Annotated in this window: 25 protein-coding genes and 1 other annotated feature; of the genes, 21 read left to right on the top strand and 4 right to left on the bottom strand. The window is 39.3% G+C overall.

The genetic code is table 11. The features are described 5' to 3' along the window. Window positions 1–312 precede the first annotated feature (312 nt). The 15 genes from GSM42_RS12405 to spoVG all read left to right on the top strand — a co-directional run bounded on the left by GSM42_RS12405 (window position 313) and on the right by spoVG (window position 12,540). The gene (locus GSM42_RS12405; protein WP_160801861.1) at window positions 313–1,029 is read left to right on the top strand and encodes a hypothetical protein; all 717 of its coding nucleotides are present in this window, start codon (window positions 313–315) and stop codon (window positions 1,027–1,029) included. 380 nt (window positions 1,030–1,409) lie between these two features. After that, window positions 1,410–2,372, top strand: coding sequence for a GDP-mannose 4,6-dehydratase (locus GSM42_RS12410; RefSeq protein WP_160801862.1), 963 nt, complete (start codon window positions 1,410–1,412; stop codon window positions 2,370–2,372). Window positions 2,373–2,446: 74 nt separating this feature from the next. Continuing rightward, complete coding sequence (locus GSM42_RS12415; protein WP_160801863.1) at window positions 2,447–2,842, top strand: winged helix-turn-helix transcriptional regulator; 396 nt, start codon at window positions 2,447–2,449, stop codon at window positions 2,840–2,842. Between the two features lie 66 nt (window positions 2,843–2,908). Beyond that, window positions 2,909–3,128, top strand: a binding site (T-box leader). A gap of 40 nt (window positions 3,129–3,168) precedes the next feature. Next, window positions 3,169–5,139: a methionine--tRNA ligase gene (gene metG, locus GSM42_RS12420; RefSeq protein ID WP_160801864.1), complete on the top strand. Its 1,971-nt coding sequence runs from the start codon at window positions 3,169–3,171 to the stop codon at window positions 5,137–5,139. A 79-nt stretch (window positions 5,140–5,218) separates the two neighbouring features. After that, complete coding sequence (gene lepB / locus GSM42_RS12425) at window positions 5,219–5,743, top strand: signal peptidase I (RefSeq protein ID WP_160801865.1); 525 nt, start codon at window positions 5,219–5,221, stop codon at window positions 5,741–5,743. Between the two features lie 22 nt (window positions 5,744–5,765). Next, window positions 5,766–6,533 (top strand): TatD family hydrolase, encoded by a 768-nt coding sequence (locus GSM42_RS12430; protein WP_160801866.1) that lies wholly within the window; start codon window positions 5,766–5,768, stop codon window positions 6,531–6,533. 14 nt (window positions 6,534–6,547) lie between these two features. After that, window positions 6,548–7,105, top strand: coding sequence for a ribonuclease M5 (rnmV, locus tag GSM42_RS12435; protein ID WP_160801867.1), 558 nt, complete (start codon window positions 6,548–6,550; stop codon window positions 7,103–7,105). Beyond that, window positions 7,102–7,980, top strand: a complete 879-nt coding sequence (gene rsmA, locus GSM42_RS12440) for a 16S rRNA (adenine(1518)-N(6)/adenine(1519)-N(6))-dimethyltransferase RsmA (RefSeq protein WP_160801868.1) — start codon at window positions 7,102–7,104, stop codon at window positions 7,978–7,980. Before rnmV ends, rsmA begins: the two co-directional genes overlap by 4 nt. 76 nt (window positions 7,981–8,056) lie before the next feature. Further along, entirely contained in the window at window positions 8,057–8,533 is a 477-nt protein-coding gene (locus tag GSM42_RS12445) for a ribonuclease H-like YkuK family protein (RefSeq protein WP_237446591.1), read from the top strand. Window positions 8,534–8,638: 105 nt separating this feature from the next. Further along, window positions 8,639–8,920 carry a biofilm formation stimulator Veg gene (veg, locus tag GSM42_RS12450; RefSeq protein WP_160801869.1) on the top strand — a complete coding sequence of 94 codons (282 nt, stop codon included), beginning with the start codon at window positions 8,639–8,641 and terminating at the stop codon, window positions 8,918–8,920. Between the two features lie 733 nt (window positions 8,921–9,653). Further along, window positions 9,654–9,836: a small, acid-soluble spore protein, alpha/beta type gene (locus tag GSM42_RS12455; protein ID WP_160801870.1), complete on the top strand. Its 183-nt coding sequence runs from the start codon at window positions 9,654–9,656 to the stop codon at window positions 9,834–9,836. 194 nt (window positions 9,837–10,030) lie between these two features. Then, window positions 10,031–10,924, top strand: coding sequence for a 4-(cytidine 5'-diphospho)-2-C-methyl-D-erythritol kinase (gene ispE, locus GSM42_RS12460; RefSeq protein WP_160801871.1), 894 nt, complete (start codon window positions 10,031–10,033; stop codon window positions 10,922–10,924). Between the two features lie 23 nt (window positions 10,925–10,947). Next, on the top strand, window positions 10,948–11,778 hold the full coding sequence (gene purR, locus GSM42_RS12465) for a pur operon repressor (protein WP_160801872.1): 831 nt from the start codon (window positions 10,948–10,950) through the stop codon (window positions 11,776–11,778). Then, complete coding sequence (locus GSM42_RS12470) at window positions 11,778–12,152, top strand: RidA family protein (protein WP_160801873.1); 375 nt, start codon at window positions 11,778–11,780, stop codon at window positions 12,150–12,152. The genes purR and GSM42_RS12470 overlap by 1 nt, the downstream gene beginning before the upstream one ends. A gap of 94 nt (window positions 12,153–12,246) precedes the next feature. Continuing rightward, window positions 12,247–12,540, top strand: a complete 294-nt coding sequence (spoVG, locus tag GSM42_RS12475) for a septation regulator SpoVG (RefSeq protein ID WP_028777589.1) — start codon at window positions 12,247–12,249, stop codon at window positions 12,538–12,540. 192 nt (window positions 12,541–12,732) lie between these two features. Here the strand turns inward: spoVG and GSM42_RS12480 are convergent, their stop codons facing one another. The 4 genes from GSM42_RS12480 to GSM42_RS12495 form a co-directional block, all read right to left on the bottom strand. After that, the gene (locus GSM42_RS12480) at window positions 12,733–12,927 is read right to left on the bottom strand and encodes a hypothetical protein (protein WP_160801874.1); all 195 of its coding nucleotides are present in this window, start codon (window positions 12,925–12,927) and stop codon (window positions 12,733–12,735) included. A 307-nt stretch (window positions 12,928–13,234) separates the two neighbouring features. Then, window positions 13,235–13,564 carry a hypothetical protein gene (locus GSM42_RS12485; RefSeq protein ID WP_160801875.1) on the bottom strand — a complete coding sequence of 110 codons (330 nt, stop codon included), beginning with the start codon at window positions 13,562–13,564 and terminating at the stop codon, window positions 13,235–13,237. A gap of 202 nt (window positions 13,565–13,766) precedes the next feature. Next, window positions 13,767–13,940, bottom strand: coding sequence for a hypothetical protein (locus GSM42_RS12490; protein ID WP_160801876.1), 174 nt, complete (start codon window positions 13,938–13,940; stop codon window positions 13,767–13,769). 270 nt (window positions 13,941–14,210) lie between these two features. Continuing rightward, on the bottom strand, window positions 14,211–14,447 hold the full coding sequence (locus GSM42_RS12495; protein ID WP_160801877.1) for a hypothetical protein: 237 nt from the start codon (window positions 14,445–14,447) through the stop codon (window positions 14,211–14,213). A 123-nt stretch (window positions 14,448–14,570) separates the two neighbouring features. On the opposite strand from GSM42_RS12495, the gene glmU reads away from it, so the two are divergent. The 6 genes from glmU (at window position 14,571) to GSM42_RS21185 (ending at window position 22,451) form a co-directional block, all read left to right on the top strand. After that, complete coding sequence (gene glmU / locus GSM42_RS12500) at window positions 14,571–15,980, top strand: bifunctional UDP-N-acetylglucosamine diphosphorylase/glucosamine-1-phosphate N-acetyltransferase GlmU (RefSeq protein WP_160801878.1); 1,410 nt, start codon at window positions 14,571–14,573, stop codon at window positions 15,978–15,980. 14 nt (window positions 15,981–15,994) lie between these two features. Next, entirely contained in the window at window positions 15,995–16,942 is a 948-nt protein-coding gene (locus tag GSM42_RS12505) for a ribose-phosphate diphosphokinase (RefSeq protein WP_160801879.1), read from the top strand. Window positions 16,943–16,982: 40 nt separating this feature from the next. Continuing rightward, a complete protein-coding gene (pth, locus tag GSM42_RS12510) occupies window positions 16,983–17,558 on the top strand; it encodes an aminoacyl-tRNA hydrolase (RefSeq protein ID WP_160801880.1) in 576 nt (191 codons plus the stop codon). 34 nt (window positions 17,559–17,592) lie between these two features. After that, window positions 17,593–17,820: an anti-sigma-F factor Fin gene (locus GSM42_RS12515; RefSeq protein ID WP_160801881.1), complete on the top strand. Its 228-nt coding sequence runs from the start codon at window positions 17,593–17,595 to the stop codon at window positions 17,818–17,820. Between the two features lie 76 nt (window positions 17,821–17,896). Beyond that, window positions 17,897–21,442 (top strand): transcription-repair coupling factor, encoded by a 3,546-nt coding sequence (gene mfd / locus GSM42_RS12520; protein WP_160801882.1) that lies wholly within the window; start codon window positions 17,897–17,899, stop codon window positions 21,440–21,442. Then, on the top strand, window positions 21,426–22,451 hold the full coding sequence (locus GSM42_RS21185) for a peptidylprolyl isomerase (protein ID WP_160801883.1): 1,026 nt from the start codon (window positions 21,426–21,428) through the stop codon (window positions 22,449–22,451). Before mfd ends, GSM42_RS21185 begins: the two co-directional genes overlap by 17 nt. The last annotated feature ends 52 nt before the right edge of the window (window positions 22,452–22,503 follow it).

Consider the following 22,503-nt stretch of genomic DNA (forward strand, 5'->3'; position numbering starts at 1 on the left):
ATGATTTCTCGATTTGGTATAGCCGTTTTCTTTCATTTTCACTGCTTTCCACTTTATCTCTACTAGATATTTCACTTTTTTTTCCTACAAACAAACACCTCCGTATCATTAGTTACAATTCAGGTAGGTGTTTTCCTTCGTCTTATTTTATGGGTTCAGTACATCATGGATAAGGGTTTTTTGTTAGATATAATACATAGGGACTTAGCAGTGAGTATTCCCGCTGTTTCAAAAAGACGGAATATAGTAAAATATTAATGATTGATTCTAAGTCGATGGAACCATTCAAAATGATTATAAGGAATGAAGAGAATGACCCAAAAGAACGTTATCATTGTTTCAATAGCTGCTGTTATCTTAATAATCGGGATTACTATTGGTATATCTGTAACACCTTCGAATGACACCCCTTCTGCTGAAAAACAAAATTCAGGCGATATACAGGAATCCGTCGTCAGTGAGAATACATATACGAAGCAGCGTAACATGAGCAAGTATGAAAAAATAGCGATGGAATACTTATTAGAAGCAACTTTTTCTACAAATATAGATAAAATAAAGTTGAATCAACTAGGTGGCTGTAAGGAAGATGAAGATAAATGTGCATTAGTGAATAATTTTTATGATAATAATGATAATATTACCGGAAGAACTCCAGAATTTATCTCGAAACCGGGTACCTACTATGTCGGTTCTGACATTGCAAATCAAGTCCTTGAAGAGGACTCGCAAGTACTTATCTATATTTTGATTCCTCCAAACAGTATGTCTAGTATGAAAGAAAAAGAACCAACCAATACTTATGGATCCCAATCTTATCAGCAATCCAATCTGGTGGTTTTTAACGTAAAAACAGACAGCTCGGGAAGTTATAAATTAAAAAACTATGATCCATATAGTGCTGTTGATTACAAAGAGCATTATGGATATAGTGAATTTATAAGCTCCTCAATAGGTCAGCAAATTACAAAAGAAGCAAACTTAAATTGGCGTTCGGTGAATGTGCAGTCAAAGACGAAATTTATGTAAATTTGATGTTGGTGACATCTATTTATTTTTCATATGTTAGTGTCACAGAAATTATTTCCACACAGTTAGACAATCACTATTCAATCCTATTCTGGTATAGAATGGGATTTTTTTATTTTAAAGTTGATTTACATTGGGATAGGATGTTTTTTTGACAATATGATAAGATGATTCCACTGTCTTACTAAAATGGTTTATGTCAAATGATTAGTAGTAGTTGTTTTTCATATAAAGTTTTCTATTGATCAAATATATAGTAACGTAATCCAAAAGATGATTGTTATTAGAAAAAGAATATAAAGTAAGGTGTGCTTAAAAAAGTTAAAAAAATCTCGACCAAGAGAAATGGGAATTCCCATTGTGACGGAGTGTGTGAAAAGATGAATGTTTTAATTACTGGTGGTGCGGGTTTTATTGGAAGTAATCTTGTCCAACATTTATCCCTATTTACGCAATATAAAAAAATAGGAGTAGTAGATAATTTTGATCCATTTTATCCTCGTGAAATAAAAATGAAGCGTTTACAAAAATGGGCAAAAATGCATAATGTCCAATTATATGAGGAGGATATCCGCGATGAAGAGGCAATGGAAGAGATTTTCCAAGAAGAAAAATGGGACACGGTAATTCATCTCGCTGCGATTCCATGTGCTCGGTCATCTATTCAAGATCCAACATTGTACAGTGACGTAAATGTAACTGGAACAGTCCAGATGTTACAGTTGTCAGCTGAGAATAAGGTCAAAAGATTTATTTTTGTTTCATCTGCTTCTGTATACGGTGCAGTGGATAAGCCTTATGCTTTTCATGAAGACGAAATTGTTTCGATGCCCATTTCACCATATGCAACTTCTAAATGGGCAGCGGAGAATTATTGCCAATTATTTTATCAGCTCTATGGATTTGATATAACGGTTTTGCGGCTATTTACTACATTTGGACCAGGCCAGCCCCCGGATATGGCCATGCATAAGTTTGCTGAACAAATGTTAGAGGATAAACCAGTAACGATTTATGATCCTGAGAGTACCAGAGATTATACCTATATCAGTGATGTAGTAGATGCCATACGTTTATCGATTGAGTTTACTGCTGGCTACCAAGTATACAATGTCGGATCAGGGATATCTGTCGGTATCACACAAATGCTGGATGTTTTAGCTAATGCACTTGGGTTACCACATGAGGTTACTGTCCTTGGGCAACAAGAAGGAGAATTGAAACATGCTGTGGCAGATATTAGTAAATTGGAACAGTCCATTGGTTTTCGTCCCAAAGTAAATTTTCATGAAGGCATATTATTATTTGCTAATTGGTTTTTGGAAGAGAAACGATTAAAATAAATACATAATATTGCACAATTTGGAATAGATCCTAAAGGAATGAAAATGATTTATTGTTGTCGGAAGAAAGGAGAATGATTGATAGCCTTGCTCCTATACAAATGTTGAAGTGCTTTTTCATTTCCTATGGTAGAGAAGTTGCAGCCAGAGAGGGTCAGGTTACCATGGCTAAAGTAAATCAACAAGGTATCGCTGCTATTCAGAAAGCTATTCAACTAATCTCGAAGAAGTGGTCATTTCCTATTATCTCCCAACTATGCTATGGACCAATACATTTTAACCAATTGAAGCAAAAGTTTATTGGAGTAAGTGTCACCGCTTTGAGAGAAACATTGCACCATCTTGAACGCCATCGAGTTATTAAACGCCAAGTGTACTCTACCAAACCAGTATATATAGAATATTCGTTAAGCAATGAAGGAAGAGAATTTATACGAGTTTTACTTGGAATCCGCAAGTGGAGCGATTAAAATAGGTCTTTCGTATTTGTACGCTTGATTTCTATTTTGTTTTTTCGATATAATAACGGGAAACACACAATGTCAGTGATTAGGATGAGTACTTGTTGAAACCTATCACCAGAGAGCCGGGTTAGGTGAAAGCCGGCATAGGTGGCGAGAAGGAATATGGCCTAGGAGACGTTTCTTTGAAATCAGAGTAGAAGAAAACGGTTTACCCTCGTTATTGGGTATTTGAGGTGTGGATAGTTTTCCACATAAATTTGGGTGGTACCACGTGAACAATCTCGTCCCTTTTTGAGGGGCGGGTTTTTATTTTTTGTCAAAGGAGAATTCAAGTGAGTAAACAAAAAACCTTTTATATTTCAACTCCTATTTACTATCCAAGTGATAAATTGCATATTGGGCATGCCTATACGACAGTAGCAGGAGATACTATGTCTCGCTACAAGCGGCTTCGCGGCTATGACGTTATGTATCTGACAGGTACAGATGAGCACGGGCAAAAAATCCAAAAGAAAGCAGAAGAGACTGGTAGAACTCCACAGCAATTTGTCGATGATATTGTAGTTGGTATCAAAGAGCTATGGGGAAAACTAGATATCTCTTACAACGATTTTATTCGGACCACAGAAGACCGTCATAAGGTAATCGTGCAAAAGATTTTTGCTCAATTGCTCGAACAAGGGGATATATACTTAGGTGAATACGAAGGTTGGTATTGTATTCCTTGTGAGGCATTCTTTACAGATCGTCAGGTGAAAGATGGGAAATGTCCAGACTGTGGTAGGCCAGTAGACAGGATCAAAGAAGAGAGCTACTTTTTTCGGATGAGCAAATATGTGGATCGTTTGTTGAAACATTATGAAGATCATCCTGACTTTATTGAACCTGTTTCTCGTAAAAATGAAATGATCGAAAATTTCATTAAACCGGGCTTGGAAGATTTGAGTGTGACACGTACCACATTTGATTGGGGAGTGCCAGTGCCAGGGAACCCAAAACATGTCGTGTATGTTTGGCTTGATGCTCTTGCAAACTATATAACGGCTTTGGGTTATGGAACAGATGATACTTCCAATTTTGATAAGTATTGGCCAGCGGATGTCCACTTGATTGGGAAAGAGATCGTTCGTTTTCATACTATTTATTGGCCAATTTTCTTGATGGCACTTGGATTGCCACTGCCGAAAAAAGTTTTTGGTCATGGTTTTTTCCTTGTCAAAGGAGAAAAAATGTCTAAATCCAAAGGAAATGTGATTGATCCAGTTCCATTGATCGAACATTTTGGCTTGGATGCTGTTCGCTACTATATGCTCCGTGAAGTTCCATTTGGTAGTGATGGTATTTTTACACCTGAAGCATTTGTCGAACGTATCAATGCCGATTTAGCTAATGATCTGGGGAATTTACTTCATCGTACATTAACCATGGTGGAAAAATATTTTGATGGCGTTGTTCCTGCATATGTATCAAATGCTACAGAACATGATCAAGCTTTTGTTACTTTAGTTGTAGACACAGTAGGAAAAGTAGAGGATTCCATGGAAAAAATGCAGTTCTCTGTAGCATTGACACAGATCTGGGAGCTCGTTCGAGCGGGTAACAAATATATTGAAGCAACAACTCCGTGGAACTTAGCAAAATCAGAAGATACGAGAGAAGTTCTGGGTTCTGTTCTCTATCATTTATTGGAGAGCTTACGTGTAGTAGGTGTCATGATTCAACCATTTATGACACAGGCTCCAAAATCAATGTTCCGGCAGCTTCAATTACAAGAGGAAGAAATCCAATGGGAGAGCATATACCAATTTGGAATCACAAAATCGGGCAAAAAAGTAAACAAAGAAAAACCGATATTCCCTCGACTAGAAGTTGAAAAAGAACTAGTAGCGATTGCAGAGATGATGGATCAAGCTGCCAAACGTCGAGAAGAGCCAACCGGAAAAGTTGAGAACCTAAAAGCAGAGAACATAAAAGAAACAGAGTACATTTCCATTGATGACTTTGCAAAAGTAGAACTAACAGTAGCGGAAATAGTTGCGGTATCTCCTGTCAAAGGGGCAGACCGTTTGTTGCAATTGCAGCTGGATCTAGGAAGTGAGAAACGTCAAGTTGTTTCTGGAATAGCAGAACACTATACACCAGACCAGTTAGTAGGTCAAAAAGTAATTGCTGTCACCAATTTGGCACCAGTGACACTTCGGGGGGTTCAATCCGAAGGGATGATTCTTGCAGCTAAAAAGGGGAAGAAATTGGTTCTTTCCACTGTATCGGGTGACATACCCAATGGTACTCGAGTGAAATAGCTTGGTGAAATATGCTATGATTGGTCCAACCCACTGATTTTTGATGAAGAGAATGAATTAAGTAAAAGGACGTGACCAGATGTCAACTGCCAATGGCTCTGTGAAAAGCTCAATAATAGAGTGGGGAGTAGCGGTAATTTCTGCGTTATTAATTGCAGTAGTAATTCGCTTCTTTCTCTTTGCGCCTTATGAAGTAAATGGTACTTCCATGTACCCAACTCTAGATGGCAATGAGCTATTGATTGTAAATAAGATTATTTATGACGTTAGCAGTCCTAGCTATGGAGATATTGTTGTATTCCATACGGAAGAACAACGTGATTTTATCAAACGTGTAATAGGTGTACCTGGTGATAAAATAGAAGTAAAAGATGGATTTGTCTATCGAAATAACAAACGTTTGACTGAGCCTTATCTTGCAGAAAAAATGATCGGTGATTTCGCAGCTGTCACTGTACCAAAAGGTCATCTGTTTGTACTAGGAGATAATCGGAATAATAGTAAGGATAGTAGGATCATTGGTTCAGTCGACGACAGTGCAATTGTAGGTCGTGCAGATCTAGTCGTAATGCCTTTTAAAGAATTTCGTTTATTAAATAAGTAGTTTTCAGATAGGGGTCAGGTAGATGCTTTTTGAAACACATACCCATCTCAATGACGAACAGTTTGATGAAGATCGAGAGCAAGTGATCAATCGAGCAAGAGATGCAGGGATTTCTTACATTTTAAACATTGGATACAACCGTAAAACAATCCCAAGTTCTATTCAATTAGCTCAAACATACCCCTTTTTCTATACTTCTGTAGGATGGCATCCCCAAGATGCCATTTCTTGTACGGAAGAAGACTTGGTCTGGCTTCGATCTTTGACCTCACATGAAAAAGTGGTAGCTATTGGAGAGATAGGCTTGGATTATTATTGGGATACTTCCCCAAAAGATATCCAGCATGAAGTTTTTCGTCAGCAAATTCGGTTAGCAAGAGAAGTGAATCTCCCTATTATCATTCATAATCGCGATGCAGATGCAGATGTGATGAGCATTTTAAAAGAAGAGCGAGCAGAAGAAGTTGGTGGTGTGATGCACTGCTTTTCTGGTGATATCTCCCTAATGGAAGAATGCATCTCGATTAATTTTTCGATAGGGTTAGGTGGTCCAGTAACCTTTAAAAATAGACGAGTGCTGAAAGAAGTGGCAACCACTGTTCCATTAAATCGTCTATTATTAGAAACAGATTCTCCTTACCTAGCTCCACATCCTTATCGTGGAAAGAGAAATGAAACAGCTTATGTACGACTTGTCGCAGAAGAAATTGCAAAACTTCGTGAGATAACCGTAGAGGAACTTGCCCGAGCAACCACCAAAAATGCAAAAAAATTGTTTAAAATTATATAGATAGGGTAAAGATTATGCGGAAGGTCAAAGAAATTATTGTTGTAGAAGGAAAAAATGATACCCTTGCCATTAAGCGTGCCGTAGATGCAGATACAGTGGAGACAAGAGGTTCAGCACTTCCAAGTTATGTGTTGGACGAGCTTCGTCGAGCACAAGCAGTAAGAGGTGTGATTGTTTTTACGGATCCAGATTATGCAGGGGAGCGAATCAGGCGTATCATTTCCCAGGAAATACCGGATGTAAAACACGCATTTATTGAGAAAGAATTAGCATTTGAAAAGAAAAAAATAGGTGTAGAGCATGCACATCCGTCTGATATTATTGCAGCATTAAAAAATGTTCGCACATTAATTGAGGAAGAAGAGTCGTGGCTAACATGGAAAGAGTATCTCACCTTGGAGTTGGTTGGTTATCCTCATTCCAAGCAGCTGCGGGAACGATTAGCGAAGGAATTGGCGATTGGTTATGCCAATGCAAAGCAATTTTTCCACAGGTTGCAAACTTTACGGATAAGTAGGGAAGAATGTGAACGTGCACTCCTGAACATTAGAGGAGATAAAGATAGGTTATGAGTTTTGGTATTTCAGCAAAAACACGGAAACTTCTAAAACAGCATAATATAGTACTAAAGAAGAGTTTAGGTCAAAACTTTCTAACGGATGCCCATATGTTGCAACGAATTATCGAAGCTGCTGATTTAAGTGACCAATCAGGAGTAATCGAAATTGGACCTGGCCTTGGTGCTTTGACAGAAGGGCTTGCACAAAGATCTCAAAAAGTGGTAGCGATCGAATTAGATAATCGCCTCATACCTGTTTTGGAACAGCTTTTTATTGGTCAATCCAATGTCGAAATGGTACATGCTGATGCATTAAAATTAGATTTTGCACAGCTGATCTCGGATAAATTCCAATCCTGTTCAGAAGTGCATGTAGTTGCAAACTTGCCCTACTATGTCACTTCTCCTATCTTGGTAAAGCTTTTGGAATCAGGATTATCGTTGTCTAGTATTGTTGTGATGATTCAGAAAGAAGTTGCGGAGCGGATTTTAGCTCGTCCTGGTACAAAAGCATATGGCTCGCTTAGTGTTTTTGCGCAATATTTTAGTGAACCTACCAAAGTGGTACAAGTTCCAAGCCATGTGTTTGTTCCGCGTCCGCAAGTTGACTCGATGGTTATTAAATTAGCTATTCGACATAAACCGCCAGTCCCAGTTGAAGATGAATCTTTCTTCTTCCAAGTAGTGCGAGCATCGTTTGCAAAAAGGCGAAAGACATTGCTTAATTCTTTAAGTAGTTCATTACCTTTTCCAATGGAAAAAAAGCGATTGGAAGAGTTAATCCTCTATATAGGCTTAGATCCTAGCTCACGAGGTGAAATGTTGTCGATCGACTCGTTTGCCCAGCTATCCAATGTTTTATTACAGGAAAGAGAGACTGCTAACTAACAAGCAAAGAAAACCGACTTTATTTATTTGTTGTCATGACTGCTTTTCTCCATGCAAAAACAACTTGGAGGGTGATATGATGGTATTTTTTCATCCACGTAAAGGGAAGTACAGTATGGACATGATGATTCGAGAGATCAAGGATTACTTGGAAGCAGATCGCAATAGAGACTACAAAATAATGATTGGTACGGATTCACAAACGAGAACGCGTGAAACATTGTTTGTTACAGCTATTATTATCCAACGTATTGGTAAAGGTGCCCTATTTTTCTATACTCGAAAATCCCACCCGGCAATGAAAGATCTACGCTATCGAATCTATCGTGAGACCGAGTATAGTCTGCATTGCGTGGACATGCTGAAAGAAAGTGGATTTTTTCGTTTAGCTGAAAATATCCCCATGGAAATTCACCTGGATGTAGGTCAGCGTGGTGAAACCAGAAAAGTAATCCAAGAAGTGGTAGGTTGGGTTACCGCAGTAGGTTATGAAGCAAAAATCAAACCTGAATCTGTAGCGGCTAGCGCGGTAGCGGATCGGTTTACAAAATAAAAATTGATTGACAAATCCTTTGTACCATTGCTATAATACTACATTTGACATTTCATCATAGATGGTATATAATCTTCTATGAGTGAAGTGAGGTGGTCGTAGACAATGGGCAAAAACGCACTATCAGAAATCAAACTAAAGTTAGATGGCTATATCGGACAGAAAATCCACCTAAAGGCCAACAGCGGACGCCGCAAGACCATTGAACGGACAGGTATCTTAGAAGAGACATACCCTTCTGTCTTTATTGTGAAACTGGATGAGGATCAGCATTCATTTAAACGTGTTTCCTACAGTTATGCAGATATTTTGACGGAGTCGGTAGAACTCACCGTTTTTCAACCCGATAATGAGCAGGTACAAGTAAAATACATCAAGGCAACATAAACGAGGAGATCCTTAGGGATGTCCTTTTTCTTTTGTTCTCATAGCGGGGTAGGTAGTGTATCATAAATTTAATTCTACATAATTTGAACTTATTGTCTCACTAACGAAAGGTGAGTGTTATGAACGGTCTGTTTAACCTTATAGATAAACTAGAGAAATATTGGAAATTGATTTTAGGAGTTTTCTTTACTGTAGTTTTTTTCATAGGGGCTGTCCTTAGCTATCGGAATGAGGAATATTTCCTTGCGATGAGCTCGTTAGCTTTAGCATTTTTGATGTTTTTTGTTACCAGATACAACAAAAAAAATTAGATTCCATTGGTGTTTTTGAAAGAGTTATAATAATTTAGGATAGTTCTTTTGTTGATCTTGAAACGATTAGAAAATGATTACAGTGAGAGAATTTGTCTCTGGATTGACAGAGTTTCGTGATTCCTTCGATGAAAAGCAAGTTTTTGGGGAGTACTTGATATTCGAAAGAACCTGCTAACAGGGGCTAGCGGATTCAATCTCTATGAGCGCTGCTCGATCTGCTGGGAGCTATAAGGAGAAACTCGTACTCTGGAAACTGGCATGCCGAAACCTCTGATCAGTCTTCAAACAGAGATGCATTGGTTGCTATGTTTTCCTAAGGTTGTGGGTTGGGGTTCCTAAACCCGTCCATAATACTAATAATATATGTCTTACTTAACCATACTAAACAATACCCTGTATCCTATAGGAGGCGATAGTGTATGGCACGACGTGGAGTTATGTCAGATGCCTTTAAGGAAGAGTTAGCCAAGGAGCTTGGTTTTTACGATGTGGTACAGCGAGAAGGCTGGGGTGGAATTAAAGCCCGTGATGCTGGGAATATGGTAAAAAGGGCTATTCAGTTAGCAGAAGAGCAATTGGCGAAACAAAATGCAGGGAAATAAGAAAAAGCTGAGGGATATCCCTTAGCTTTTTCTTTTGAAAAGAAGAAAAAATATGTATCATGTAACGATGTTTTAGCGAGTTTTCTTTATTGGTACGGATTCCCTCTCGTGGTACAATAGGAAAATAAAACTGGACGGACATGCACCAGGGGTACCCAAATTTTTTTGGGTTGTTACGAGGAGGAATTATAGTTTTGTTTATTTCAGAGAAAGCGCCAGCAAAAATAAATTTAACTTTGGACGCGCTATATAAAAGAGCGGATGGTTATCATGAGCTGGAAATGGTGATGACTTCAGTCGATCTAGCTGATCGAATTGATTTACTTTCTATTCCAAGTTCTGCGATCCTTTTAGAATCAAGCTCTGGGTTAGTGCCACAAGATGAAAAAAATCTGGCATATATGGCTGCTAATTTGCTGCGTAAAAAAATGGGGATAAGACGTGGTGTAGCAATAAGAATAGATAAGAAAGTGCCCGTTGCTGCTGGACTAGCAGGAGGCAGTAGTGATGCAGCTGCAACGCTTAGAGGTTTAAATCGGCTATGGGGCTTGGGCTTGAGTCTGCGGGAACTAGCAGAGATTGGTTCTGAGATAGGCTCTGACGTGCCTTACTGTGTTTATGGAAATACTGCCTTAGCCAAAGGTAGAGGAGAACGTTTACAAGTATTACCTACTCCTCCTGCATGTTGGGTTGTATTAGCAAAGCCAACACAAGGTGTTTCTACTGCTGATGTTTTTGGGGCGTTAAAAGTAGATAAGGTGAAGAGAAGACCGAAAACAAGTCAGATGATAGATGCTTTGTATCGACAAGATTATGGTGCGATAACCCGTCTGATGGGGAATGTGTTAGAGCCTATTACGATGCATATGGAGCCCGATGTTCGGAAATTGAAAGAGAAAATGTACCAATTTGGAGCAGATGGTGTATTGATGTCAGGCAGTGGACCAACCGTTTTTGCACTTGTAGACCGGGAGTCGAGAGCGAAAAGAATGGTAAACAGCTTAAAAGGATTTTGCCCACAAGTTTTTGCCGTTAGAATGCTGGGAAACTTGAACAAAACCAAACAAAATGTTATAGTTCAGGCATGATGTTCGGGTTTTGGGGGATTGTTATGGAAAAATGGAAAAGGAGTGCTCGATTAGTAGATATGACTCATCAACTACTAAACGTGCCCTATCAACTGATTCCGCTTACAGCTTTTGCAAAGCGTTATCATGCAGCGAAATCTTCCATTAGTGAAGACTTGACGATTATTCAAGAAGTATTACATGCAGAGCAAAGCGGACAGTTAGAAACGATGGCTGGGGCCTCTGGTGGCGTTCGATATATGCCTGGAATAGGTGTTGTGGAAACAAAAGAAGTTCTCGAAAGATTATGTAAACGTCTAACTGACCCAGAGCGGATACTTCCAGGTGGGTTTTTGTTTATGTCAGACTTGCTCGGAGATCCAGTATTGCTTCATTCGCTTGGCAGAATTTGGGCTAAAATATTTAGCCATAGTAAAATCGATGTGATTGTAACAGTAGAAACAAAAGGGATCCCGTTGGCATATGCAGCTGCTTTTCATTTGCGGAAACCAGTTGTGATTGTTCGGTATGATACGACCGTAACAGAAGGTTCGGTTGTAACTGTGAATACGGTGTCTGGCTCTAGCGGAAGAATGAAGCAGCTTTCTCTAGCTCGTCGAAGTCTAGCAAAAGGTTCTCGTGTACTTGTCATAGATGATTATATGAAAGCTGGAGGAACTGCTCGTGGAATGATTGAATTATTACGAGAATTTGAAGCAGAAGTAGTAGGCGTTGGTGTTATGGTGGATTCGATAGTGCCTGAAAAATTAGTAGATAATTATGTATCTCTGACAACAGTGACAGAGGTGGATGAAAAAGAGAAACGGATTCATACAACGATTGGAAATTTATTTGATCAAGGAGCGTATTCATAATGAAGATTATTCAAACTGATCAAGCGCCACGAGCGATCGGTCCATATTCTCAGGCTGTTCAAGTTGGAAACTTTCTCTTTGCTTCTGGACAAATCCCACTTACGCCTGAAGGTGATCTGGTAACAGGGAGTATTCAAGAACAGACTCACCAAGTTTTGAAAAATATTACTGCATTGCTGGCAGAAGTAGATGCAAAACTTGAAAATATTGTAAAGACAACACTTTTTATTAAAAACATGGATGATTTTGTAGCGATAAATGAGGTGTACAGTCAATATTTTGACGTGCATAAACCAGCTCGTTCTACGGTCGAAGTGGCTCGTCTGCCCAAAGATGTAGGTATCGAAATCGAGGTTATCGCAAATCTTTCCTGATGGAATTAATTTTTTTGCCATAATTGGAAGGAAATTCAAGTGTTCCCGCGAATACTAAGATTAAAGTCATCTTGGTAATAGGTGGTGCATTTGGATGGAAATAACAGATGTAAGATTACGTAAGGTAAATCGTGAAGGACGTATGCGTGCTATCGCGTCCATCACGATCGATAGTGAGTTTGTGATTCATGATATTCGTGTCATTGATGGAAATAATGGTATGTTTGTCGCAATGCCAAGTAAGCGTACTCCTGATGGTGAGTTCCGTGATATTGCACATCCGATCTCTCCACTTAGTCGTGAGAAGATCGAATCAGCAGTACTGGAAGAATACCGCCGGGCAGATGATATAGAAGAAGATATCATTCCTACGCCAAAAGCATTATAAGGAAAAACTCCCTTTCTAGAACTTGACTAAGAAGGGGAGTTTTTGTTTTTAAAAAAAGATGATTAAGGTATGGACGGCTAGGATGGGCTCCTAGATGGAATTGCTCCATCTAGGAGATGTACTCACTTCTTTTTGGGTTCAATCACCACTTTCACTGAAAACGTGGGAGTGTATCCCAAAGCAAAACGAGCATTAAACCGCTTCCAGTTCCATTTTGTGGATTTCTCTCAGCAATTTGCTTTTGTCTGTAAACTCGACAATCTTAGGATCGATAGAAACCTTTTGAAGTGATGTATGTTTGATGGATACTCCCCAATTGCGTTCGTAAGTTCCCCAGATAATATTCAATTGTTCTTCAAAACGCTTCTTTGAGATAGGCTCTTTCATTCGGACTCCAAATGCTGTTGGGGTAATATACGACAGTAATAAATTATATTTATTTATTGATTTTTGTCTTTTGGAAGGTAATGAAATGCCCTCAATCTGTGCATTTATAATTCTATTTAAAAGATTTCTTTTATTATACAGGAAGGTTCCTGTGATTTATAACCATTGTGTGCAATGGTTATCTGATTGGTTGATTATACTCTACTCTACTCTTTTCTCTGCTGTATCCACAGGGTGTTGAGCAGCTTTAAAACTAAATACTTTTGGCCCCAGCTGATCAATCCATGATCAGCTGGGGGAGGATGGGTTATGCGCGATTGACCGTAATGGTAATGTCATAACCATTGGAAATGAATGTTTGATAGATAAAGAATGTTTCTAGCTGAGATTTCTGATACTTTTTTAGCAGTTTATCAGGGTCAACAAAATGAACAGAAGGACGTTTCTTTTTTTCTACTTTGACACCAATTCGAAGGTTCTGGAAGGTGAAAAATTCCTGATCTTCGATAGAGATTTTTGCGAGTTCACTCACATACTCTGTATCAGTCGGAAAAGCCTTTTGTTGTTCAAGAACTCCGTATTGGTCTTCCAGTACCCTGTTCAAGGTTGATTTTAGTCGATCCCACCAAGAAGACATTTTTCCTCCAAAAAAGGGAGTTGGACATTATCATTATAACATACTGATTATTATGAATTAAATGACTGGAAAAAATCAGACTCCTAGATAAAGGGTCCCTTCATCTAGGAGTGTTGTGAAGTTTACTTCTTGAGTTTAATTTCTACTGTAATCTTGTACTTTACAAAGAAAGGCTGTGACATACCACAAATACTTCGGTTATCTAGGCTTTTGTGTCTGCTTGCAACAGATTTTCCTTCTCTATAAAGTGGAGTTTGGGGTCGTCATATTTCCCTACATCATATCTAGTTTTCTCAATGGATTTTTGTATGATGGAGACACCCCATATATTGCCTTGTTCCTTCCACAAACCTGCGAAGTCTGGCATTTCTGCCATTCTTTTCTCCAATCAACCAAAGTGGTCAACTATCTTATATCCTCACAAGAATTTTTATTAACAGTTTCAATGTTAGTTTTCTAGACATCAAAGCTCCTTGACGGCTGTATGTGAAGATGAACACTTTTACTATAGTAAAAGTAATCGGTTCAATTGTGATTATTTTCCTGTAGTATATATAAAAAAACGTTCAATGAAATTTGTAAGGAGGGGGTTGTATGGGGCTTAGCACTTAGAGAAAACCCTAAGAGCTAAGCTTTTTCTTTCTAATCACTTCCAACCAGTGATCTTGATTTCTGTATGGTAAGAAGATTTTATTTCAGAAAGGGTGTTTGTGTAAATGCGTTCAAGTTCCCTTTTTTCTTCCTCATCAAGTAGATTATCCTTACCTGTAATTTTCAATGTAGGTGGTTCGTTTGTTGTATTTCTTTCTACCACCTTAAATGTGAGCTTCAGCGTATCCAAGAACATCTTAATCATGAGTACATCTGCTTGAAGTCTCGACATTTTTACTCCAAAGGTAGAAGGATATGGGTACATGATTATTTTATCACAAACAAATTAGAATAAAATACAAAAGTTGCATAAACCCCTATTCATACGATATATTCAGGAGGGTAATTTATAACGATGGGGGCTTATATAGTGAAGGAGAATTTAGGCGCGGTTATCTTAGCAGCGGGTAAAGGCACTCGGATGAAATCAAAAAAACATAAAGTCTTGCATGAACTATGCGGGAAGCCAATGGTACGCTATATCTTAGATACATTAAAAGATATGGGTACGACCCAAACGTTAATGGTAATTGGTCATTTAGGGGAAACACTAGAAGAAGCACTTGTAGATGAAGTTACTTTTGTAAAACAAAAGGAGCAGCTGGGTACAGCTCATGCAGTGATGCAGACAGAAGAGTTTTTGCAAGGAAAAGATGGGATCACCCTTGTATTAAATGGTGACCACCCTCTATTTACAAAAGAGACACTACAATCCATGATAGAAAACCATCAAAGCAAAGATGCAGCTGCTACTGTTCTTACAGCCCGCCTAGCCGATCCAACGGGATATGGCAGGGTTATTCGCCGAGCAGATGGAAGTGTTTCGCGTATTGTCGAGCACAAAGATGCTACTGCAGAAGAACGTGCTGTCCATGAAATAAATACAGGTACTTATTGTTTTCATAATAAAAAATTGTTTGAAGCACTTAAATTAGTGAACAACAACAATGCACAAGGGGAATACTATCTCCCTGATGTAATCTCTATTTTGCAAGAGCAGGGAGAGATTATAGCAGCTTCGATGATGGAAGATGAGAAAGAAGCAATGGGTGTTAATGATCGAGTTCAACTGGCGGAAGCAGAAGATTATTTGCAACAGCGTATTATTAAGAATCATATGCTTAATGGAGTTACGATTCATCATCCTTCCACCGTTACGATTGATGCGGATGTAAAAATTGGTGCAGATACAGAAATATTTTCTGGAAGCTCTTTAAAAGGGCATACAAAAATTGGCAGTGACTGCGTGATTGGACCAGAAGCAGACCTTCGCAATGTTCAGGTAGCAGATCATACGAAAATCCGTTATAGTGTTATCGAAGATAGTGAGATAGGTAGTAATGTGACAGTTGGTCCATACTCTTATATCCGTCCAAACACAACTTTGGCGGAAAATACAAAAGTAGGTGCATTTGTTGATTTGAAAAATGCCCAGCTAGGAAAAGGGACAAAAGTATCTCACTTGGCATATGTTGGTGACGCAGAAGTAGGGCAAAATGTAAATGTTGCATGTGGTGTAGTAACGGTTAACTATGATGGTTATTCCAAGCATAAAACCGTTATCAAAGATGGTGCTTTTATTGGCTGTAATACTAATTTGATCGCACCTGTTACAATTGAAGAAAATGGCTATGTAGCAGCAGGATCTACTATTACCGATGATGTGCCTGCTGAAGCATTTGCTATCGCTCGTGAGCGTCAAGTTACCAAAGAAGATTATGTTCCAAAGTTGCGCGAAAAAATCAACAGACACAATTCATTATAGGTGGAGATAACGTAATGTCCCAAGCAAACTCTCGTATAAAGGTTTTTAGCTGTAATTCTAATCCGCTGTTAGCTCAAAAAATTTGTAACCACTTAGGAATTCCGCTAGGTGATTCCAAAGTAAACAAGTTTAGCGATGGCGAAATTCATATCCAGTTAAATGAGACTGTTCGTGGAATGGATGTCTATGTCGTACAGTCCACCTGCGATCCAGTGAACCAACACTTGATGGAATTGCTTGTTATGGTAGATGCACTAAAACGTGCTTCTGCCGGTACGATTAATGTTGTTATTCCTTATTATGGTTATGCACGTCAAGATCGCAAAGCACGTGCCAGAGATCCAATTACTGCAAAACTGGTAGCAAACTTAATCGAGACAGCTGGTGCGGATCGTGTGATAGCGATGGATTTACATGCAACTCAGATTCAAGGATTCTTTAATATCCCAGTCGATCACTTGCTTGGTGTACCTATTTTGGCAAACTACTTTCAAGGGAAAGATTTATCCGACCTAGTTGTGGTTTCCCCTGATCATGGTGGTGTGATTCGTGCACGCCGCTTAGCAGAACGCCTAGAAGCTCCACTTGCTATAATTGACAAACGTCGACCAGAACCAAACGTATCAGAAGTGATGAGTATTATCGGGAAAGTTGCTGGAAAAACTGCAATCATTATCGATGATATCATTGATACAGCTGGCACCATCTGTTTGGCGACGGAAGCAATTTTAGAGCGTGGAGCTAAAGAAGTGTATGCATGTTGTACCCACCCTGTGTTATCTGGTCCTGCACTAGAACGTATAGAGAACTCTGGAATTAAACAATTGATAGCAACGGATACGATTCCATTAAAACCAGAGAAAATGCTAGATAAGATTGAAGTCCTTTCTGTAGCACCAGTGATTGGAGAAGCTATTTACCGCATCCATCACGAACAATCAGTTAGTAAATTATTTGTATAGGCGATCATTTGGTCGCTTTTTCCTTTTTGAGGTGAGAGGTTTGAAGGTTATTGTAGGGCTTGGGAATCCTGGAAGAAAATATGAACTTACGAAACACAATGTTGGTTTTTGGGCTGTTGATCAATTAAGTGATAAGTGGGACCTGCCTTTCCAGAAAGAAAAATGGAACAGTCGAGTTGCCGAAGGGATAGTAGGCGGAGAAAAGGTGTATCTGCTTAAACCTTTAACGTATATGAATCTATCTGGGGAAGCAGTGGGAGCAGCCCTTCGTTTTCTCAAGTTGCCAATAGAAGATTTACTTATTATTTTCGATGATATGGATATTCCACTTGGGCAGTTGCGTCTTAGACAGAAAGGGAGTTCTGGTGGACACAATGGGATCAAATCATTGATTCAGCATTTGGGAACGGAACAATTTAATCGTATAAAAATCGGTATTAACCGCCCCCCAGCACGCATGACGGTTGTCGATTATGTGCTTGCACCTTTTTCCGAATCAGATCATCCAATTGCTGCAGACGCTGCTATTGCTTCCGCAGAAGCAGCAGATGAATGGATGAGGAATGATTTTCTTTCTGCGATGAATAAGTATAATGGAGCAATCTTACGACCATAATAAGAATTGACTCTTTTAGAAAGGGAGGCATCTCATGATGGAGTATGTCTGCCGCTTTTGCCAGTCATCGTTAGGAAAGTTAAATGCTTCCGTATATTCAGAAGCGGAACTAGGTCTTGATCAGTTGACCACAGAGGAACGAGAAGATATAATTATCCGTGACACAAATGGTCAGATGCAAGTGCGAGTAGTTTGTGAAAACTGTGAGCATATCTTAAACCATTACCCGGAACGTTCCCTTCTACCATCACTGTATCATTAAGTACAAATTGCATGGAAGAGTATAGCCTTAGCAAAATGCTGAGGCTTCTTTTATATAGGGGGAGAAGGAGGATAACTTGGAACCGCTTACTAATCTCTTTGAACAAGATAAAGATGTCCAGTCCATTTATCAAGGAATTCAGACGGGACTTCGAGAACAATTAGCCACAGGTCTTACAGGTTCTGCTCGTATGATCCTAGTAGCAGCTTTATATCAAAAAACTGGTCGATCCTGCGTTGTCGTAACACATAATTTGAATCAAGCACAAAAAGCTGCTGATGATCTCAGCGAGTTATTATCAAAAGAAGAAGTTTTATTATATCCAGCAGACGAGCTGATTACAACGGAAGTAGCACTTGCTAGTCCAGAAACGTTAGGAAATCGAATCGATGTTATCACTCGTCTTACCTCTGGGTTCTCAGGGGTCTTTGTTGTTCCATTTGCGGGTCTGCGGAAAATATTTCCTCCAAACTATATATGGAACAAATACTCCATTTCCCTTTCTGTAGGTGATGCATACCCAATAGAGACATTGTCACAAAAGCTGGTACACATGGGATATGATCGAGTGGATATGGTAGAAAAGAGTGGAGAATTTTCTGTACGTGGAGGAATAGTTGATATATATCCTGTAACCTTTGAACAACCAATTCGAATGGAGTGGTTTGATGATGAGGTGGATTCCATACGTCTATTTTCTGTAACCGATCAACGTTCAACGGACAAATTACAGACTGTTGTTTTACCACCTGCCAAAGAATTATTTGCAGATGAAGAACTTCTCTATCAAGCGGGGGAACATGTACAGCAATTGCTCACTGATCGCCTTGAGAAGACGAAAGATCCTGTCCTGAAGGAAAAATTGCAACAGTCTATCGGTTGGGACATTGAGCAGTTACAGTCTGGTGTATACTTCACTGGGATATACAAATATATATCGCAGATCTATCCTCAAGGAGAAAGTATTTTAAACTTTTTGCCAACTGATTCGATTCTTATTATGGATGAACCCGCTCGTATTCATGAGACAGGTAAACAATTAGAACGAGAAGAGGCAGAGTGGCAGACAGCGTTATTGGAACAAGGTGAGATGTTACCAGCACTTAAGTTATCCTACACAGTGGAAGAAGTTTCTAAATCGAATCATCAGAAAATATATTTATCTTTATTTATGCGCCAATTATCACATATGCAGGCTCATAATATAGTACAGTTTATGTGTCGTAGTATGCAGCAGTTCCATGGTCAGATGCACGTTCTCAAGGCTGAATTAGAGAGACTTATTAAAGCAAAGTATACGATTTTGTTTACTGCAAGCACGGATGAACGTCTCATGAGACTTATTCGCGTTTTGCAAGACTATGGGATGGAAGTCACTCGTACAAATGATAGCACCTCCTTACCAGTGGGCAGACCCGTTGTACGTATTTCTTCTCTTTTAAATGGGTTTGAAATGAGTAGTAATAAGCTTGCGGTGATCACGGAAGGGGAAGTATTTACCCAAAAGCAGCGGAGAGTTCGTAGATCAAGCAAATTAGACCATGCAGAGAAAATCAAAGATTATCAAGAGTTAAAGCCTGGGGATTATGTTGTACATGTGAACCACGGTATTGGAAAGTATTTAGGGATCGAGACACTGAGTGTGGCAGGCTTACACAAAGATTATATGCATATTCAGTATGCTGGGAACGATAAATTATATGTTCCAGTAGAGCAAATTGACCAAGTGCAAAAGTATGTGGGAAGCGAAGAGAAAATTCCGAGAGTCTATAGTTTAGGTGGTAGCGAATGGAGTAAAGTAAAAAACAAAGTTCGTAATGCTGTTGTAGATATCGCACAAGACTTGATTAAGCTATACGCTAAGCGCCAAGAAGCTAGAGGTTATGCATTCCACAAAGATACACCTTTTCAACGGGAATTCGAAGCGATGTTCCCTTATGAAGAAACACCAGACCAGCTTCGATCCATAACGGAGATTAAGAAAGATATGGAACAGAGTCAACCAATGGATCGTCTTTTATGTGGTGATGTGGGTTATGGCAAGACAGAAGTAGCAGTACGTGCTGCATTTAAGGCGATCATGGATGGAAAACAGGTTGCAGTTTTAGTTCCTACTACAATTTTGGCCCAACAACACTATGAAACTTTTCGCGAGCGATTTGCAGATTTTCCTATCGAGGTGCATGTACTAAATCGTTTCCGTACCAGAAAAGAGCAGAAGGAAACCATTGAAGGCTTGAAAGCAGGTTCTGTTGATATCGTTATCGGAACACACCGTGTTTTATCCAAAGATCTCGGTTTTCGTGATCTAGGATTGTTGATTATCGATGAAGAACAGCGTTTTGGAGTAAAACACAAAGAACGAATTAAAGAATTAAAAACAAATATCGATGTGTTGACGCTTACTGCTACGCCTATCCCTCGGACACTTCATATGGCAATGATGGGTGTTCGTGATCTTTCTGTGATTGAAACACCCCCAGAAAATAGATTTCCAGTGCAAACCTATGTCATTGAATACTCAGCAGCTCTTGTTCGAGAAGCGATCGAGAGGGAGTTGTCTCGAGGCGGGCAAGTTTATTTTCTATATAACCAAGTGAACAACATCGATCGCATGGCAGATCAGATTCGGATGCTGGTACCTGAGGCTAAAATTGCAGTTGCCCATGGCCAGATGGTCGATACAGAGTTAGAACGTGTTATGCTCGACTTCCTCGATGGAGAGTATGATGTTTTAGTGAGTACCACTATTATTGAAACAGGAGTGGATATCCCCAATGTGAATACATTGATCATTTATAATGCAGACAAGATGGGGCTGTCTCAGTTGTACCAGCTTAGAGGAAGAGTAGGTCGATCCAATCGGATTGCATATGCTTATTTCACGTATCAACGGGATAAAGTGTTATCTGAAACTGCTGAAAAAAGGCTCCAAGCTATCAAAGAGTTTACAGAACTCGGATCAGGATTTAAGATTGCCATGCGGGACCTCTCCATTCGTGGTGCGGGAAATTTGTTAGGTGCAGAGCAACACGGGCATATTGCGACAGTAGGTTTTGAGATGTACAGCCAAATGTTAAAAGAGGCTGTAGTGGAACTGCAACAAGGTGTAACGGAAACAAAAGAAACAACAGAACCTCAATTGGATCTAAATGTGGATGCTTATTTACCTAGTGAGTACATCACAGACGAAAAGCAAAAGATTGAGTTGTACAAAAAGATTCGTGCTTTGCAGACATTGGAGCAAGTAGCTGATTTAGAAGAGGAGATGGAAGATCGTTTCGGTGATTTGCCTGATCCAGTTCAAAATTTACTTCGCGTTGCCAAACTTCGTGCGTATGCAATAAAGTATGGAATAGAAACAATGGAAGAGAAGGGGAACGAAATTCACGTTGCTCTTCGTTCTGAAGAAAATGCCAATATCAACGGACAGTCACTCTTTAAACTAGCACATCAGTTTCCCGGACGAGTTCGTCTTGTTTCTGGTAAACATATCGGTATGATCTTTAAGAAGACTGGGCTTACTCCTAAGGCAATATTAGAGATGATGGATGGCTTTTTTAAGCAGTATGAAGGAGTACGAAAAGTAGAAGGAGTGGTACAGAGTGCAGCGATCGACTAAGTGGATAGCTGGGATTGTGGCGGTGATTTTTGTTTTGGGTAGTATCATTGCCACTACCTCAAGCTATTGGGGAAGTACCAAGAATAACAATTCAACTCAGAATACCACGCAAACCACAGCCAAACCGCTAGATACGTCTAGCCAAAAAATAGCAGCAGAGTACAAAGGTGGTAAAGTGACAGAGGGAGAGTTAAATGCTTATATCAATATCAACTCTTTCTTTGATCCTCAGTTGGCAGCTATTTTCGCTTCAACTGATAAGACTGCTGTTGCTCAACAAAAGCAAGCTCGACAAGAGTTTGCAAGAGTTTATCTCACCAAAAAATACATAGCTAGTTTGCAAAAAGTGACACCTGCTGATCAAAAAAAGATTGACCAACAAGGAAAACAATTAGAACAACAAGTGATCCAGTTTGCTCAAATGATGAATCAAAATGCCAAGTTCAAGAACATTCAAGAGGCGATTTCTGGGAAAGGTTTCACCCAGAGTCAACTTCAAATGGTTGCAGAGCAAGATGCTAAAGTGGATATGTATCTTCTAAAACAAATCGAGAATAAGACTTATGAACGAGTAAAACTTCGTCATATTCTTGTTTCCTATACAGCTGCTGGTACACAGGCTCAAGAAGGGCAAACGAGCAGAACCGAAGCACAAGCGAAAACACGTGCATTGGAAGCCAAAAAGAAGCTGGATGAGGGTGGCGATTTTGCCAAACTAACAAAAGAATATTCCGATGACCCAGGTTCCAAAGACAAAGGTGGATTGTACGATTCTGATGTGAGCGGATTTGTACCGGAGTTTGCAAATGCTGCAAAAACCCTCCCGATTGGAAAAATAAGTGATCCGATCAAAACTGAATATGGGTTTCATGTAATGAAAGTGGAAGCAAGAACACAAGACAAAATAGCAAATGCGCCAAAAGACCAATTAGAGCAAATTCAAAGCACCAAGAAACAAGAAGTATTTAGCCAGTTACAAAAGAGCATAGGTATTAAGCTGCACATTTAGAGGGGGAAACCCCTCTTTTTTTATGTCTTTTGTCCAAATGAAATAATTTTAT

Source organism: Shimazuella alba (assembly GCF_009831235.1).
GTDB classification, from domain to species: domain Bacteria; phylum Bacillota; class Bacilli; order Thermoactinomycetales; family Thermoactinomycetaceae; genus Shimazuella; species Shimazuella alba.

Coding starts and splice junctions, on each gene's coding strand:
- GSM42_RS12405 (WP_160801861.1), top strand. CDS start 313: ATGACCCAAAAGAACGTTATCATTGTTTCAATAGCTGCTGTTATCTTA.
- GSM42_RS12410 (WP_160801862.1), top strand. CDS start 1,410: ATGAATGTTTTAATTACTGGTGGTGCGGGTTTTATTGGAAGTAATCTT.
- GSM42_RS12415 (WP_160801863.1), top strand. CDS start 2,447: ATGATTGATAGCCTTGCTCCTATACAAATGTTGAAGTGCTTTTTCATT.
- lepB (WP_160801865.1), top strand. CDS start 5,219: ATGTCAACTGCCAATGGCTCTGTGAAAAGCTCAATAATAGAGTGGGGA.
- GSM42_RS12430 (WP_160801866.1), top strand. CDS start 5,766: ATGCTTTTTGAAACACATACCCATCTCAATGACGAACAGTTTGATGAA.
- rnmV (WP_160801867.1), top strand. CDS start 6,548: ATGCGGAAGGTCAAAGAAATTATTGTTGTAGAAGGAAAAAATGATACC.
- rsmA (WP_160801868.1), top strand. CDS start 7,102: ATGAGTTTTGGTATTTCAGCAAAAACACGGAAACTTCTAAAACAGCAT.
- GSM42_RS12445 (WP_237446591.1), top strand. CDS start 8,057: ATGATGGTATTTTTTCATCCACGTAAAGGGAAGTACAGTATGGACATG.
- veg (WP_160801869.1), top strand. CDS start 8,639: ATGGGCAAAAACGCACTATCAGAAATCAAACTAAAGTTAGATGGCTAT.
- GSM42_RS12455 (WP_160801870.1), top strand. CDS start 9,654: ATGGCACGACGTGGAGTTATGTCAGATGCCTTTAAGGAAGAGTTAGCC.
- purR (WP_160801872.1), top strand. CDS start 10,948: ATGGAAAAATGGAAAAGGAGTGCTCGATTAGTAGATATGACTCATCAA.
- GSM42_RS12470 (WP_160801873.1), top strand. CDS start 11,778: ATGAAGATTATTCAAACTGATCAAGCGCCACGAGCGATCGGTCCATAT.
- spoVG (WP_028777589.1), top strand. CDS start 12,247: ATGGAAATAACAGATGTAAGATTACGTAAGGTAAATCGTGAAGGACGT.
- GSM42_RS12480 (WP_160801874.1), bottom strand. CDS start 12,927: ATGAAAGAGCCTATCTCAAAGAAGCGTTTTGAAGAACAATTGAATATT.
- GSM42_RS12485 (WP_160801875.1), bottom strand. CDS start 13,564: ATGTCTTCTTGGTGGGATCGACTAAAATCAACCTTGAACAGGGTACTG.
- GSM42_RS12490 (WP_160801876.1), bottom strand. CDS start 13,940: ATGGCAGAAATGCCAGACTTCGCAGGTTTGTGGAAGGAACAAGGCAAT.
- GSM42_RS12495 (WP_160801877.1), bottom strand. CDS start 14,447: ATGTCGAGACTTCAAGCAGATGTACTCATGATTAAGATGTTCTTGGAT.
- glmU (WP_160801878.1), top strand. CDS start 14,571: ATGGGGGCTTATATAGTGAAGGAGAATTTAGGCGCGGTTATCTTAGCA.
- GSM42_RS12505 (WP_160801879.1), top strand. CDS start 15,995: ATGTCCCAAGCAAACTCTCGTATAAAGGTTTTTAGCTGTAATTCTAAT.
- GSM42_RS12515 (WP_160801881.1), top strand. CDS start 17,593: ATGATGGAGTATGTCTGCCGCTTTTGCCAGTCATCGTTAGGAAAGTTA.